General features: G+C 39.2%; 17 protein-coding genes and 1 riboswitch. Of the genes, 11 read left to right on the forward strand and 6 right to left on the reverse strand.

Going from position 1 to position 12,872, the window contains the following annotated elements; genetic code table 11:
• Nucleotides 1–4: 4 nt before the first annotated feature.
• Together fni and I4641_RS05350 are read right to left on the reverse strand one after the other, a co-directional pair.
• A complete protein-coding gene (fni, locus tag I4641_RS05345) occupies nucleotides 5–1,042 on the reverse strand; it encodes a type 2 isopentenyl-diphosphate Delta-isomerase (RefSeq protein WP_229639439.1) in 1,038 nt (345 codons plus the stop codon).
• A 162-nt stretch (nucleotides 1,043–1,204) separates the two neighbouring features.
• Nucleotides 1,205–1,585: a hypothetical protein gene (locus I4641_RS05350; protein ID WP_229639440.1), complete on the reverse strand. Its 381-nt coding sequence runs from the start codon at nucleotides 1,583–1,585 to the stop codon at nucleotides 1,205–1,207.
• Nucleotides 1,586–1,888: 303 nt separating this feature from the next.
• Here I4641_RS05350 and I4641_RS05355 point away from each other — a divergent pair, with 303 nt between their 5' ends.
• From I4641_RS05355 to I4641_RS05365, 3 genes are all read left to right on the forward strand, one after another.
• Nucleotides 1,889–2,395: a hypothetical protein gene (locus I4641_RS05355; RefSeq protein WP_229639441.1), complete on the forward strand. Its 507-nt coding sequence runs from the start codon at nucleotides 1,889–1,891 to the stop codon at nucleotides 2,393–2,395.
• Nucleotides 2,396–2,558: 163 nt separating this feature from the next.
• The gene (locus tag I4641_RS05360) at nucleotides 2,559–3,677 is read left to right on the forward strand and encodes a branched-chain amino acid ABC transporter permease (RefSeq protein WP_229639442.1); all 1,119 of its coding nucleotides are present in this window, start codon (nucleotides 2,559–2,561) and stop codon (nucleotides 3,675–3,677) included.
• A gap of 94 nt (nucleotides 3,678–3,771) precedes the next feature.
• Nucleotides 3,772–4,692, forward strand: coding sequence for an N-acetylmuramoyl-L-alanine amidase-like domain-containing protein (locus tag I4641_RS05365; RefSeq protein WP_229639443.1), 921 nt, complete (start codon nucleotides 3,772–3,774; stop codon nucleotides 4,690–4,692).
• Here I4641_RS05365 and I4641_RS05370 read toward each other — a convergent pair whose 3' ends face one another.
• A complete protein-coding gene (locus I4641_RS05370; RefSeq protein WP_229639444.1) occupies nucleotides 4,693–6,741 on the reverse strand; it encodes an amylo-alpha-1,6-glucosidase in 2,049 nt (682 codons plus the stop codon).
• 112 nt (nucleotides 6,742–6,853) lie between these two features.
• On the opposite strand from I4641_RS05370, the gene I4641_RS05375 reads away from it, so the two are divergent.
• From I4641_RS05375 to I4641_RS05400, 6 genes are all read left to right on the forward strand, one after another.
• Entirely contained in the window at nucleotides 6,854–7,195 is a 342-nt protein-coding gene (locus I4641_RS05375; RefSeq protein ID WP_229639445.1) for a histidine triad nucleotide-binding protein, read from the forward strand.
• A 97-nt stretch (nucleotides 7,196–7,292) separates the two neighbouring features.
• The gene (psb28, locus tag I4641_RS05380) at nucleotides 7,293–7,628 is read left to right on the forward strand and encodes a photosystem II reaction center protein Psb28 (protein WP_229639446.1); all 336 of its coding nucleotides are present in this window, start codon (nucleotides 7,293–7,295) and stop codon (nucleotides 7,626–7,628) included.
• Between the two features lie 110 nt (nucleotides 7,629–7,738).
• A complete protein-coding gene (locus tag I4641_RS05385) occupies nucleotides 7,739–8,236 on the forward strand; it encodes a MogA/MoaB family molybdenum cofactor biosynthesis protein (protein ID WP_229639447.1) in 498 nt (165 codons plus the stop codon).
• 161 nt (nucleotides 8,237–8,397) lie between these two features.
• Nucleotides 8,398–8,706, forward strand: coding sequence for a hypothetical protein (locus I4641_RS05390; protein ID WP_229639448.1), 309 nt, complete (start codon nucleotides 8,398–8,400; stop codon nucleotides 8,704–8,706).
• 4 nt (nucleotides 8,707–8,710) lie between these two features.
• Nucleotides 8,711–9,325, forward strand: coding sequence for a DUF1361 domain-containing protein (locus I4641_RS05395; RefSeq protein WP_229639449.1), 615 nt, complete (start codon nucleotides 8,711–8,713; stop codon nucleotides 9,323–9,325).
• A 5-nt stretch (nucleotides 9,326–9,330) separates the two neighbouring features.
• On the forward strand, nucleotides 9,331–9,921 hold the full coding sequence (locus I4641_RS05400; protein WP_229639450.1) for a TerD family protein: 591 nt from the start codon (nucleotides 9,331–9,333) through the stop codon (nucleotides 9,919–9,921).
• 40 nt (nucleotides 9,922–9,961) lie between these two features.
• On the opposite strand, the gene I4641_RS05405 is transcribed toward I4641_RS05400, so the two are convergent.
• The 3 genes from I4641_RS05405 to I4641_RS05415 form a co-directional block, all read right to left on the reverse strand.
• Entirely contained in the window at nucleotides 9,962–10,504 is a 543-nt protein-coding gene (locus tag I4641_RS05405) for an FKBP-type peptidyl-prolyl cis-trans isomerase (RefSeq protein ID WP_229639451.1), read from the reverse strand.
• Between the two features lie 79 nt (nucleotides 10,505–10,583).
• Nucleotides 10,584–11,366, reverse strand: coding sequence for a hypothetical protein (locus tag I4641_RS05410; protein ID WP_229639452.1), 783 nt, complete (start codon nucleotides 11,364–11,366; stop codon nucleotides 10,584–10,586).
• Entirely contained in the window at nucleotides 11,299–11,625 is a 327-nt protein-coding gene (locus tag I4641_RS05415) for a hypothetical protein (protein ID WP_229639453.1), read from the reverse strand. Before I4641_RS05415 ends, I4641_RS05410 begins: the two co-directional genes overlap by 68 nt.
• 138 nt (nucleotides 11,626–11,763) lie before the next feature.
• Nucleotides 11,764–11,915: riboswitch (cobalamin riboswitch) on the forward strand.
• Between I4641_RS05415 and I4641_RS05420 the strand changes: the two genes are divergently transcribed.
• Both I4641_RS05420 and I4641_RS05425 read left to right on the forward strand, forming a co-directional pair.
• Nucleotides 11,890–12,027 (forward strand): hypothetical protein, encoded by a 138-nt coding sequence (locus I4641_RS05420; RefSeq protein ID WP_229639454.1) that lies wholly within the window; start codon nucleotides 11,890–11,892, stop codon nucleotides 12,025–12,027. (Overlaps the previous riboswitch by 26 nt.)
• 156 nt (nucleotides 12,028–12,183) lie before the next feature.
• Nucleotides 12,184–12,858: a HupE/UreJ family protein gene (locus I4641_RS05425; protein WP_229639455.1), complete on the forward strand. Its 675-nt coding sequence runs from the start codon at nucleotides 12,184–12,186 to the stop codon at nucleotides 12,856–12,858.
• Nucleotides 12,859–12,872 lie beyond the last annotated feature (14 nt).

The raw sequence follows: 12,872 nt of genomic DNA on the forward strand, positions 1-12,872 counted from the left end.
CAAACTACTTGTTATTTGTTATTTCAATCAAAGATGGCGATCTCTTTAACTGGGATAAATCCTGATTTCCCGTACAAAACATGACGGTTTTAATTTCGGCAATTAATAGCTCAATCAATTCATCTAAAGCTGTTTCCGACTCTGAGGCTGCTTGTAAAAAAGGAAAAGCCAAACCTGCCAAATCTGCCCCCAAGGCGATCGCTTTAGCGACTTCCATGCCATCTCGCAAACCTCCAGAAGCAATTAAAGGTAGATCGGGATATTGCGTTCTAATATCAACAATACAGTCTGCGGTAGAAATGCCCCAATCAGCAAAGGTTCTACCCAATCTACGTTGTAGGTTATTTTCTGCTCTTTGACTTTCTACTTTTGCCCAAGATGTTCCCCCAGCACCCGCCACATCTATTACATCTATTCCTACATCAATTAATTTGGCTGCCATCTTAGCGGAAATACCATTGCCGACTTCTTTAGCAATGACGGGGACATCTATTTGTTGACAAAGCTGTTCTATCTTGGCTAATAATCCTTTAAATTGAGTATCTCCGTTGGGTTGAATACATTCTTGTAAAGGATTGAGATGCAAAATCAAAGCATCAGCTTGTAAGATATCTACTACTTTCAAACACTGTTCCAAACCATAAGTATAATTCAGTTGTACTGCTCCTAAGTTGGCAAACAACATTGCATCGGGAGCGAGGGATCGTACCGCAAAGGTATGAGCGACATCGGGGTTTTCTACGGCAATTCGTTGTGAACCGACACCCATTGCCAAACCATGTTTTTGGGCTGCTTTAGCCAGACGACAGTTGATTGTTTTTGCTTGTTCTGTCCCTCCTGTCATAGAAGATATCAAAAGAGGAGCATTAAGAGTTTTAGCTAAAAACTTGGTACGAAGATCGACTTGGCTCAAGTTTAATTCTGGCAAGCAAGTATGATCGAAACGATACTTATCCAAACCATTAGTCAAATGGCGAAATTGTACGTCATCTTCCAGACAAATACGCAGGTGATCGGCTTTTCTGGTTTGCGTATTGGTCATCGATCTTGACTCCATATTAAATAACTTCAATATGGTAATTTAATTTTTGTCAGATCCCGCAAAATATCAAAAAAAAGAGGCGAACTGTAATAATTCGCCCCAACTATGCTTTTAATTTTTAATTAATGTCAGTAACTAACACTGTAGATCGCTCTATAGTTTCTATCTACGGATGTTTTTCGCCATATTACGGAACATATCCATGCTGCTGTCAGACTTACGACGAGCTTGAGGTGCAGGTGCTTCAGGCTGTACCGAATTAGTTTGATTGACCGCAGAACCGCCAGTTATCCCAGGCTGAGATTGAGTGCTGGGAGTAGGGTTGAATAAAGTATTAACAGCAATATTTTGGTTATTGTTGTTATTTTTGTACATTCCAGATCTGTCTTCCATAGCAGAAACTTCGTTTTCAATGGCAAACCCATTAGGGTTTTTTAAAGTTTTAGGAAAAGTTCTTCTAGTTCTTTTGCTTGTTCTCATGTAATTGATGTCGCCCATAGTCTGAGCATCATCAGGACTTAAGAAAAAATCTTTATCTCCCATTTCGATCTCCTATTTCTTGATATTGTTTTGATTAATTTGATAATTGCTTTAGGTTAAATACTTTCGCTTTCTTTGTTAAGTTGCGGAAAGTAACCAAAGATTAAATAAAGTTAAGTATTATTTTACACATAAGTAATGTTAATAGTCAATAAAAATGCGGAATAGATTTAATAGATTTAAACTACAGTTATGATTTTGATTCTTTAAACTCAGATTAACTATTAAAAAAAAGCAAGATAATCAAGGATTATCGACCAATATGCTATTTATTAAAGGATATAGTTGTTAATCTTGGAGCAAAACATGAGTAAACTACGTAATATTTTGATTGGTGCTGGGGTAGCAGCCGTCGGTGCGATCGGAACTAAAAAAGCAGTAGACTATATGCGTAATCGCGACAAGGAAGAAGTTGTCGAAGAAAGTGAAGGCGACGCAGAAATCGTAGCAGCAGACGAAGTAGCCTATGCTGTGGTTGAACCTAGTTCGGTTCAAGACTTTTTGGATAAAAGTTTTGGCAACCCTGGTCGTTATGTTCCAACTCGATCGCCTAAAGTGTTTGAATATCAAGACGAACAATATATGGTTATCTGGGCAAAAGATAATGAGAAAGATAAAAACCAGATGATGGCGTTTAAATATACTGATGCGGGTCGTCAAATGGTCGCCAGCGTTGGCTATACAGGAGATGCAACTGATTACAATCTTAAATTAGACGGTACGGATTTCGCAGTAGAAGTTAACGGCGAAAAGCTAGTTAGCGGAACAGGTGCTACTGATGGCGCGGATGAAGTTGATTTTGTTTTGGCATAAAGTTTGGGCATAAATTAACGTCAGAATAATTTCCTGGCAAATATTTGACGTGCGGTATACTCCATCGGGTATATCGTGCTTTTTTGTATTAATTAATCCGAAGAAAGTATTTAACTAGGTTACAATCGGCTGCGATAATGGATTTAACGGCTGAGAAATATCAATGGTTGGATATTTAGTTTTTCTGACAATATATGTGGGGTTGTATTCCCTGTTTGCCTTGGGATTGAATCTACAGTGGGGCTATGCAGGTTTAATTAATTTTGGTCATGTTGCTTTCATGACGGTTGGGGCATATACGACGGTTTTACTTAGCTCTCAAGGTGTTCCTTTAATTTTAGCTATTATTGCAGGTATTGCGATCGCAGCATTGTTGGGGCTATTGATTGGCATGTCTACCCTGCGGTTGCGCGAAGACTATTTAGCGATCGTTACTATTGGTGTTTCCGAATTACTGCGCTTAATTGCTCTCAATGAAGAATGGTTGACTAAAGGCTCTTTTGGGATTCAACGTTTTCCCCTTCCTCTCGATCGCTTTGAACCTAATTTAGTTCAAGAATATCTTTTAATTGGTGTTTTAACTTTGCTGGCAATATTTGCTGCTTGGCAATTGGGTCAAGGATTGCGATCGCAATATCGCGAAGGAAAATCAATTCAAGGTAAAAGCTATCAGCCTACTAAAATCCTTAGTTTGATTATCTGGGGAATCTTAGGTTTAGGAATTATTTTAACTGTTTATATTAATGGTTGCGCTGCCCTCCTCGACTACAATTATAAAGCGGGGTTGATGCTGCTTGTATTAATTGCCTTAGCAGTGGTTTATTGGGGCTTGGAGCTACTAGTTAAGTCACCTTGGGGTCGAGTCCTCAAAGCCATTCGAGAAGACGAAGAAATAGCCAGGGCGTTGGGCAAAAACGTATTTTGGTATAAGCTACAGGCGTTTATGTTGGGTGGCGCGATCGCAGGTTTGGCAGGAGCATTTTATGCTTGGCAATTGACAACTATCTATCCTAGTAATTTTCAAACTCTGATTACGTTTAATGTTTGGACGATGGTAGTCTTGGGCGGTGCGGGTAATAACCCTGGGGCAATTTTAGGAGCGATCGTTTTTTGGGCTTATGATGCCCTAACTCGCTTTTATTTACCCAAACTGGGTTGGTTTAGCAGTTCGGAAGAAGGTGCATTTCGCGTCATGGTAATTGGCTTAATTTTGATGGTGCTGATGGTATGGCGACCACAAGGTATTTTGGGTAAAAAAGAGGAATTAACTTTAGGGAAATAATCGGTTATTTCTTAGGTAGTTGTTGATTCTATAGATTGATGACTCCACACGATCGCATTCAAAAGCTTGGGGACACAATAAAATAATTAGTAAGATGAAACGAATAATTTCTCGATTATCGATGCAACCGATCTTAGTCTTAGGTATTCTGGTTGCTATTTTTGCCATAGAAACGATCGCCAAGGACAACGAACTATTTGCCTTGACGACAAATACATCTGAAAATAGTCTAGATTTTTCTGATTTACAAGATCGAGAAAAATATCAAACTATCATTGAAGGCATCATTAATAATAATTTAGAGCAAGTATCTTTTGGAGAAATAGTGCAGCAAGTAGCCCAAGAATTACTGGGTGCAGAATATAAAGCAGGGTTATTGGATCGATCGCCCCACGAAACATTAATTATTTCCCTCAAGCAATTTGATTGTTTATTATTTGTCGAGACAGTATTAGCGATCGCCAATAATATTAAGCAACAAAACTATGGTTATCAAGCCTTTAGTAGAGCCGTAGAAAATCAACGTTATTGGAATGGTAAAATGAACGGTTATTGTAGCCGTTTGCATTATTTCTCAGATTGGATTGAAGACAATCAAAAAAGAGGTAACATCCAAAATATTACCGAGCAATTGGGTGGAGTCGATACAGTCAAAAAACTCAACTTTATGACCAGTCATAGCCATAGTTATCCTAACCTAGTCAAAAGCGATGCCAATTTTAAATGTATTGCGGAAGTAGAAGAAAGCTTGTCGGATAACTTTAACTATATTCCCACTAAAAACATCCATCGAGTATATGACCGACTACAGCCAGGGGATATTGTGGGGGTAGCTACCAATATTGCAGGATTAGACTTTACCCATACAGGATTTGTTTATCGTCAGCCTAATGGCAAAATCGGCTTAATTCATGCTTCCCCCGCAGGAAAAGTAGCGATCGCTCCAGACTTACAAAATTATGTGGGCAAAGTTAACCAAGCGATCGGTATTGTTGTCAGCAGAGCAAACAAATAATTACTTATTTGTCATTACTCGTTCGTATTCGTCGATTAACTTCCAACTTCTCAACACCTCTGCTACACTCCAAGCTTGAGCAAAACATCCTCTGGGAGCGAAGGGAGGATCGGCATCAAAAATTTCTCCAATCGTACCGATACATCCAGTTTCCAACAAATTTGCCATAGGAGTTAAAAATTCCCGTGCGGTTTCGGGTTGCTGGTAAACCTTGAGATGAGCCTGGACAAAATGACCGATAAGCCAAGCCCAGACAGTGCCTTGATGATACGCTCCATCTCTCTCTTTGCGATCGCCTCCATAAGTTCCGTGATAGTCAGGATGGCTGGGAGCAAGAGTCCTCAATCCACAAGGCGTTACTAATTCTTGGGTAACTAGATTGATAATGCTTTTCTGTTGTTCGAGAGTTAGTAGAGGGGGTGCCTGGCTCACGGATGGCAAAGAGACAGCGAAAATTTGATTGGGGCGAAAGGTATCATCATTACCCCCAGAAGTATCTATTACGTCGTAGCAATAACCTAGTTCTTGATGCCAAAACTTTTGAAAGCCTTCCCTCACAGAACTTGCTAATTTGGTATATTCTGAGTGGGGGCGATCGATTTCCATCGCCAATTGCTCCATCACAATCAAAGCGTTGTACCATAAAGCATTAATTTCGACTGGCTTTCCCGTGCGGGGTGTAACTACCCAATCATCTACTTTGGCATCCATCCAGGTTAACTGATGTCCGTCTCCTCCTGCATATAACAAGCCGTCGGAGTCTTGATGAATATTGTAACGAGTACCTCGACTGTAACTAGTAATAATATTAGCTAAAACGGGAAATAGCTCTTTAATCAGACTTTTATCTAGAGTATCTTGATAGTAGGCAAAAATAGCCTCAAAGTACCATAGAGTAGCATCGACAGTATTGTAGTCTGGTTTTTCTTTACCATCGGGAAAAACATTGGGTAGCATTCCGCGATCGACATATTCGGCATAGGTGCGTAAAATAAAACGAGCTACACTAGGACGACCGATCGCTAGAGTTAATCCTGGTAAACTGATCATGGTATCCCTACCCCAATCATTGAACCAAGGATAACCTGCAATTATAGTCTTACCATCGTGGGCAACTTTAGTCGGGCGATCGACAATAAACTGATTTGCGGCGAGTACTAGTTTGCTGATCCACTGAGGCGGAATCGATCGCCCACTGCTTGGTTTGTTTAAGGTGACTCTTTGAGATTTATTGAGTAATTCTTGTTCGTATTTATATTGCTTTTTCCAAGCTGATTCGCCATCTAAATTTGGTCGAGGTTCAGTGCTAGCAATCACCGTAATTGAATCTTGTTCGTAGAGAGTTACCGTACCCGTAGCACCTAACAAATGATCTTCACAATGAATCAGACCGCGATATTTTTCCGTTGATAGAGAATAATTGTGGCACCAAATATGATTGGGTTGCCAAGCAATCTTAATTTCTTGGTGAGGATCGCCAAAAAGATATAAAGACGCAGCGTCGGAGTAAGCTTGTATTTCAATTCCTTCTGCGATGGACTTAATTTCCATTTGCCAGTCATTATTATGGGTATCGCCATGATGATCGCGATAGTTAACTAACGCCTGTAGGGATAATGTCAGAGGTAGTTCGCCACGGCGAAGGGTGTAACGAATATAAGTCGTATTTTCTCCCTGCTGCATCCAAATGCGCTTTTCTAATAAGGCATCGGCAAATTCATATTCCCAAACTGGAGTAGTGCCAACCAAAAAAAAATTGCTTATATGTTCGTAACCTTTAGGATGAACGACTCGATCTGCCCAGCGATCGCAATATAGTGGATATTTTTGCGTGTCATAGACGGCAGTTTCATTTAGCTTAGAGAGCAATAAAGTACGTTTCAAAGGAGGTTTCAGGGCAGCTATTAATAAGCCGTGATAGCGTCTGGTCAAAAGACCTGATATAGTCCCCGCACCATAGCCACCAATGCCATTAGCGATCAGCCATTCCCTTGATTCTGAATTTGCCAAATCACTGTACAATATATCACTGCTAAGTTTGTCACCCATAATTCCTAACGAAAGTTAAGTATAAAGATAAAGAGAATAAAGGTAGAGAAGAATACTACTACAATAATGGCTGTTAATAAAATTGACGATAGTTATCAATTAACTTTGACTTATGAGCGATACTATTTTTGGCAAAATCATCCGTCGCGAAATACCCGCAGATATTGTCTATGAAGACGATCTGGCTTTGGCATTTAAAGACGTCAACCCTCAAGCACCCACTCATATTTTGGTAATTCCTAAAAAACCCATTCCTCGTTTATCCGAGTCTACGGCAGAGGATACCGAACTGTTGGGACATTTGTTGATGACAGTTCAAAAGGTTGCCCAACAAGCTAATCTCACCAATGGATATCGAGTAGTGATCAATAATGGTAGCGATGGGGGACAAACAGTAGATCATCTCCATCTGCATATTTTAGGCGATCGCTCGATGAGTTGGCCTCCTGGTTAGGTCTATAACAACGCCAATTTTTAATGCTCTTGACTCCCTTAATTTATGAGATGATTAAAGATTATTAACAGATTGTCAAGATATTAGGAGTCGGAGTGTGGCAGAAATTCAATTTTCCCGAGGTATCAAAGAGGAGGTAATTCCTGAAATTAAAGTTACTCGTTCTAAAACGGGTAATACTGGCACGGCAACTTTTTATTTTACAGATCCCCAAATTTTGAGTAAAGATAGCTCGGATGAAATTACTGGGATGTATCTAATTGATGACGAAGGTGAAATTGTCAGCCGTGAAGTCAAGGGGAAGTTTGTCAATGGTGAAGCTAGGGGCATTGAAGCTGTATTGATTATGAAGTCGGAAGCTGAATTTGAACGCTTTGTGCGTTTTATGGACAAGTATGCCGCAGAAAACGGATTGGGATTAGATAAAAATTAATCTATCCAAAGCAACCTTAAAAAAATCAATATAGATAACAACACGGGAGATTTCGTAGTTTGTACGAGATTTCCCTATTTTGTTTGTTGTTTGTTAATTATTTAGCGTTTATGATTCCCCATCCCGACAGTAAAGCGATCGCGATTAATTGTGCCATTATTACCGTTAGCGATACTCGTACCCCCGAAACAGATAAAAGCGGTCAATTAATTAGGCAATTGTTAACCGATGCAGGTCACAATGTAGTTACTTACGGTATCGTCAAAGACGAACCTGCTGCTATTGAAGAGTGGTTGATCAAACTCGATCGCAATTTGGAGTTAGATGTAATTATTTTTAATGGCGGTACGGGAATTGCTCCCAGAGATACTACCTACGACGTTATTAGTGGTTTGTTAGATAAGACTTTGCCTGGTTTTGGAGAAATATTCCGCTATCTCAGCTATCAAGAAATCGGTTCGAGAGCGATCGCTTCTCGCGCTGTTGCAGGAGTTAAAAATCATAAATTACTCTTTTCTTTGCCTGGTTCTTCTAATGCAGTAAAACTAGCAGTGAGGGAACTTATTTTACCTGAGTTGAATCATTTAGTAAGTCAACTAAAAGGATAATTACCAATAATCAACAATTATTAATTAATAATAAATTAGATAAATTCTTGGCAAGAGACATCGTTAAATGTTGTGCTTAAATAAGTTTAGAGCAAAAAAAAACAATTAATGATTGCAAAGTCTCTTTCTTTTTTTGTAGTTACCAACGAAGTTAGTTAATTATGATTAATCGATTATTTACTACTTTAAAATGCTCTGGAACTTTAACTATAGTACTGTTTGCAGTTAGAGCATTTCCAGCTAATTCTACAGAATATGTATTTAGCGCGCCTCCTGAAGTCGATAATGAAGTGATCGAGATACGAGAACAAGCAGAAGATTATCCTTTTTACGAATGCGATCGAGAAATTTCAGACCCCGAAGCAAAAGAGAAAAGCGAAGATACTGAAGCCGAGATCGACTCTCATGATTGTGACGACTTGCTTGAAAACGAATACAAACAGGACAAATTAAGTTCGCGCAATAAATAAATAAATGACTGATTGGATTAGAATATCTCTCGACTTATTTAACCAAAGTAGCGATCGCATTATTTGGAATTTATTTCTAGCTTTTATTCCCCTGATACTTAGTTATTATTTATTTCGTCCCTTAGCTATTCGCAATCTAGTTTGGTGGATAGCATTAATTGTTTTTTTGGCATTTTTACCCAACGCGCCATATATTTTAACCGACTCAATTCATATTATTGAATTAAGCCAAAAAGACTATCCTCTTTGGGCAATTGCTTTTATTTTAATTCCTCAGTATACATTTTTTATCACCGTAGGATTTGGGACTTATGTTGTTTCTCTAATTAAATTAGATCGATATCTTATTGATTTTATCGATCGCAAATATATAACTCTAATTAATGGGCTGGCTCACTTTTTATGCGTGGTTGGCATCTATCTAGGTAGATTTGAACGTTTTAATAGCTGGGATTTAGTTACCAAACCAGGAAAGGTAATTCTCACCACAGTCGAAGACTTGTTCGATATCTGGAAAATATTTAGTATTGCGATCGCTTTTTTCTTAATCTGGCTGCTTTCAGAATTGATTAAACTAGTAAATAATTCTTTTGCTGTGCCTAATTCGGGCAATGACTAATTACGATGGCAATCAATTTAAAAAAAGGACAACGAATCTCTCTCACCAAAGAAGATCCTAGCCTCAAACAGATTATGTGCGGACTGGGTTGGGATGTCGCACCGAAGTCTGGTGGATTCTTTGGCAATAACAAACAATTCGATCTCGACTCTTCGGTAATCTGCCTCGATGCCGATAAAAAGCTGACCGATGTTAAAAATATAATTTACTTTGGCAACTTAAGACATAGTTCTAGCGCGATCTCCCATCAAGGAGACAATCTAACTGGCGCGGGAGAAGGAGACGACGAGGTAATTAATATCGATTTACCTCTAATTCCGTCTAATATTGTTTATTTAGTCCTCGCGATCAATATTTATAAGTGCCAAGAACGCAAGCAAGACTTTAGTATGGTTAATAATGCTTTTGTTAGGCTAGTGAATCGTACGACTAATCAAGAGCTTGCTCGTTATGACCTTTCAGGAACAGAATATCAAGGTATGACGGGGATGATTCTAGCGGATGTCTATCGTCATAATGATGAATGGAAAATGGCAGCAGTTGGAAATGGTTTTAAAGTAGCTACTTTAGCTGATATTGCTAAAATTTACACTTAAATCTTCGAGCCAATAGCTATTAGCTATTGGCTATTGGCTACTAGCCAATCTTTAATAATTCCACATCGAAAATCAAAGTTGCATTGGGAGGAATCACTCCACCTGCACCTCTTGCGCCATAACCCAATTCGGGAGGAATAATCAAAGTTCGTCTGTCGCCGACTTTCATATCAGCAACTCCTTCATCCCAACCTTTAATAACTTGTCCGACACCAATTTTAAAAGAAAAAGGACGATTGCGATCGCGAGAACTATCAAATTTTTTGCCGTCTTCTAATGTACCCGTATAGTGAACGGTAACATTTTCGCCAGTTTGAGGAGATGCACCATCACCTTCGTTGACGACAATGTACTTCAATCCCGATTCTGTAGTGACAGCGTTGGATAAATCCATAGAAGTTTCCTCTTCAAATATATTATTTTGAGCGATTAGTTGGGGAGTATTTGTAGACTGTTGTCTTTCAGATGCGATCGCTTGTTGCCCAGGAGTGTTACCCGCAAAAGCAGAAAAGATTAATACAGAGCTACAAATCACAACAACAACAATGCTCGCTAAGATTTCATTACTCAATTTTTTGACCACCTGTTACTGTATCCTTGTTTAAAGTTTAAGAATTACTCCAGAGATATTGTACATTTTTCGCAGGATGAAGCATATTCGATTAATTATTTTTGCTAGTTTGCAAAATAATAGCGCGATCGCCAACCACGGGGTTTCGAGCAACTAATGTACCCGTAGAATCTTGAAGTTGTAGCTGACCAAAATTCAACTGTCGCGATCGTTTAAGAATTTCATTAGCAAATTTATTTTGGCGAGATTCGTTTAACTCGTACCAATTATCTGTTACTTCTACTAAAAGGCTGTTGTTAGGCAAGTCTACTCGCACAGTCTCAAACAGTTCGGGATCGTAGTTGTCGATCACCTCTGCTAATTTGGCTTGCAACGCAGCAATTAGGCTTTGTTCGGGGGTAAAAGTTAATTCAGGTTCGATGGTGACTATTTTGAGTTGGGTGGCTCTTCCTGGGGAAACTAAGTCTTGAGGAATTGATGTTTCTAGAGGAGTGTCTATCTCCAGGGTGGTAGATTGTTCTTCAAGGGGAGATTTTGCCTCTGGTACTGCATCGAGGGTAGGTTCGGGAATATTTGCAGGAATATCGATGGTTGTTGGCTGGGGTTCAATCGATCGATCGCCAATAATTTCAGTTGGTTCGGGAATTGAAGAGACTATACTTTTGTTTTGGGGCAGCCATAACCAAATTAGGGCAATAACTGCTATAGAAATGGCGATCGCGCCAATAATTGCCAAACCTCGATTCTCTTTTTTCTTTTCTTGAGTCGGGTTTTTTGCCATCGGAGGATCTAAAGGAGGAGTTGCTTTAATTTCCTCTGGAGCAATGGTAATAGTCTCTTGTGGTGTTACTCCTGGCGGTGCTGTTTCTTCCACAACGGGGGGGGGGATTTGGAGCAGTTGGAGCTACAGAATCTGCCAATTCTTGAGTGGTGTTCAATAAAGTATTAATCGAGTCAGAGGAAGGCAAATCTTTGACAGAATTTTGGCTGATATCCTTGATCGTCGATTCTAGGCGATCAATACTTTCATTTAATAGCTTAATCGTTTCTGTTTTAGACAAAGATCGAGAATCATTAGATTCTTCTGGCTGATTAGCTGGAGGCGATTTCTCTCGGTTTTCTGCTGATTCCATAACGAAGAATAAGTTATTGCGGTACTTTTTTCTGGCGATCGCGCTTAATCATAAAATCAATCCGATCTACAAAAGTATTAAAAATTCCTTCATCATAATAATTTAAACAAATATAGATTGACATTAAGTAGCAATAAGTATCAAGATAAGCTAATCGGTTTTAATGGAAATCCTTCATTAAACGTAAGGGGGAAAGCAAGAGTGAAAATCTCTCACTGTCCCGCAACTGTGAAGAGTTTGCCTGTGACAATCTCTATAGTCAGAATGCCCGCCGATATTACAACTGGGAATACTATTCTAGATCTGCGAGGTACAGATTTTGTCGATCCGCAACAACCAAAAAGATTTTCTACTTACTCTACAAAATATCAGTTTCATTCAGCATTTGTTACTAACGATTAAGCAAAACAAACGAAAGTTAACAACTGTGAATTCTTACGTTTAATAGTTCTGTCGAACTAATTAGACTATAATGCTTTGCGCTTGCAAACAACCAGTTACTCCAATCATCTTGCAAGTAATTTGGTTGTATTTGATTAAAATTAAATTGGGCAAAATATGAATAAAAATAAAGTGTCGATTCAGCCTAGTCATCAGGCAATCGCCCTAGTCAGTTTCGTCTCTAGTATCGCATTGGCGATAAGTCTTGTCCTTAATGCTTCTCCTGTGTTGGCACATCATCCCAATGGAGGTAAAATTCCTAGCACCTTGATGGCAGGATTTCTCTCAGGGTTAGGTCATCCTGTGATCGGCATCGATCATCTAGTATTTGTGATTGCGATCGGTTTATTGGCAGCTTTGAGCAGTAGATTGGGCATGGTTATTCCTATAGCTTTTATTGTAGCTACGGCGATTGGTACGGGAGTACACCTACAAAGCATCGATCTACCTTTAGTCGAATTAATTATTTCTGCTTCAGTGCTAGGGATGGGCATCTTTTTGACGAGAAAAAAACAAGCTAACCTAGCTTTATTGACGGCAGTTAGCGCGATCGCAGGAATTTTTCATGGCTATGCTTATGGCGAGTCGATTGTAGGGGCAGAAACTACTGCTCTGGGAGCTTATTTATTAGGCTTTTGCGCTATTCAATTAGGCATCAGTATCGTTGCTTATTATTTAGGCAAGCAAATGCTCCACCGCACAACTTTACCAACCAATCTTCCCCTGCGTTTTGCTGGGTTTACTATCTGTGGCATTGGTTTGGGATTTCTTTCCAACACAATTTTAGGCTAATTCTTTCTCCAAAA

It is taken from the genome of Waterburya agarophytonicola KI4 (genome assembly GCF_020640915.1).
Lineage (GTDB): Bacteria > Cyanobacteriota > Cyanobacteriia > Cyanobacteriales > Xenococcaceae > Waterburya > Waterburya agarophytonicola.